General features: G+C 34.7%; 2 protein-coding genes. One reads left to right on the top strand and one right to left on the bottom strand.

All coding sequences use genetic code 11. The annotated features are described in order from the left end of the window. Positions 1–88: 88 nt before the first annotated feature. The gene (locus tag NSB03_RS20500) at positions 89–925 is read right to left on the bottom strand and encodes a hypothetical protein (RefSeq protein WP_024988885.1); all 837 of its coding nucleotides are present in this window, start codon (positions 923–925) and stop codon (positions 89–91) included. 373 nt (positions 926–1298) lie between these two features. On the opposite strand from NSB03_RS20500, the gene NSB03_RS20495 reads away from it, so the two are divergent. Then, positions 1299–1856 carry a Panacea domain-containing protein gene (locus NSB03_RS20495; RefSeq protein ID WP_024988884.1) on the top strand — a complete coding sequence of 186 codons (558 nt, stop codon included), beginning with the start codon at positions 1299–1301 and terminating at the stop codon, positions 1854–1856. Positions 1857–2006 lie beyond the last annotated feature (150 nt).

The following is a 2006-nucleotide window of genomic DNA, read 5'->3' as shown; positions in this document are numbered from 1 at the left end:
CATAAGTGCATATTTGAATTTTATGAGGCAAAGGTATCAAAACCTTATGATATAAACCAATTATGAACATCTACTTATCATAATATACCTAAATATGTTTTCTCTTTTCAAACATATTGAGATTGACTGCGTCTATCAGTTGAAAACATCTTCTATATTCCTCCCGGTTCTTCATGTATATCTCCTGGCTTTCCTCCGCTGCCTTTATCAATCTCAGGTTATCACGCTCAAACAGGAACTTGTCCCACTCTCCATATTCAAAATATGTATCCGGTATGTATTCAGTGAGTGAATTCTTCAGTTCAAAACCTTTCCTGGATTTGAACATATCTTCTATAATCCACATCTTAAAAAATTCGAAATATTCAACAAACTGATTTATCTTCATCTCCTGTCTTGATATGAATGTTTTCACGAAACCACCTTCTTCTCCAATCCAGTCACCTAACAGCATTCCGTCAGAGCAGTAACCTCTTATATTCTCCTCTTTTTCTTTGCTGTAAAAACAATAGTTGCTGTTGAACAGGAAGAACACCTTCATTATTTCCCGATTTGTAACCGGACGGCTGTCCTTATGTATTTTAAAGAATCTTTCTTTGTATCTGTCAAAAAAATGCCCAGTAAAAATAAGAACCACGTCGTTTGTTACTGCACCTGCCAATAACTGTCCTTTATACTTGAATAGCATTGTGAATGTGGGATTCAAAATACCAACCTCTTTTTTCGACTCTGCATAAAAAGAAATGTACCATTCGTTAAATCTTCGTGTCTTGATATTCGCTTCCCACAACCACGGGAACATTGTCCTTTTTTGAGCTGTTCTTCTGAATTTCTGTACGTAGTTCTTCCAACGTCCTTTTACTTCACTAAAATCTGTTTTGATTTCTCTTATAAGCTCCTCCAGTGTCATTGTGTCAAGTACCATACAAATCTAATCTTTATTCGGTAAAATATCAAGTCATAATTCTATTTGAATACGACTTGTTATTTCCGATAGGTTGAATAGTAAAATAATTATTTATCACGCAGAAAGATCAGATACGGGAGAAAGAGGACAAAACACTGATTTTTCTCGTTTTTGCAAAATTAATATTTTATTGAAAACACGATATTATAAGAATTAGATTATTTCTCATCCGAACTTCACAGGAAAAAACTACCGTCAGGAAGTACGACAAGTTAAAACAGGAAGGATAGACTTATTAGGAGGTATACAATCATAAAAACTATAACCAAAGATTATTGTTTTTAAATAAATGCTTATATTTGGAGGTATACATCGGTTATAATAAATAAAAATGAAAACTTTTATACAGATTACAAAAATAAAGACAGTATTGCTCTATATTATGCAGAGTTTCCCAAAAGGAGTTGAATGTGAAAAGCTTTTTAAAATTCTTTATTTTGCACAACAGGATTATCTTGTCAAATATGGAAAGGTACTTATAGAAGACTCTTTTATGGCATTGAAGTATGGTCCGGTACCGACTTATATTTATAGGGTCCTACAGGCTGTAAAAGAAAAGCCAACAGAAGAAAGCTTTAATGATTTCCTTGCCGGAATAGAAGTGCATGAACAGAAAATTTATGCTTCTGCCAAACCTGATATGAACTACATTTCAGGCTCAGACAAGCGTTGTCTGGATGCTGCCATTACCAAATATAAGGATACAGATCCTTATGACCTGTCAGACCTGTCACACGACTCGGCATGGAAAGAAGCAAGGGCACGTATTAAGGATAATCCTCAAAAGAATCTGATTACCATCATAGATATTGCAAGGGCCGGGAAAGCTAATAAGGAAATGATAGATTATATCCGCGAAAAACAAATTGTAAGAAACGCTTTATCTTAAAATTACCGGTACGCTTGAAAAACTGAAGGTCACAATTGCTGAAGTCGAATTAGTAGATATTCCATCATTTATCGTAACTATTCAGCGAAAACAAAGGATGCGAAGATATAGCCCGTCAGTTTAGACGAGCGCCAATATAGCATCGAGAGG

It is taken from the genome of Bacteroides acidifaciens, assembly GCF_024623065.1.
GTDB classification, from domain to species: Bacteria; Bacteroidota; Bacteroidia; order Bacteroidales; family Bacteroidaceae; genus Bacteroides; species Bacteroides acidifaciens.
This window is presented reverse-complemented; position numbering and strand designations above follow the sequence as displayed.

What these genes read in the sequence shown, in the direction of transcription:
- NSB03_RS20500 (WP_024988885.1), bottom strand. Translation starts at nt 925, where the DNA reads ATGGTACTTGACACAATGACACTGGAGGAGCTTATAAGAGAAATCAAA.
- NSB03_RS20495 (WP_024988884.1), top strand. Translation starts at nt 1,299, where the DNA reads ATGAAAACTTTTATACAGATTACAAAAATAAAGACAGTATTGCTCTAT.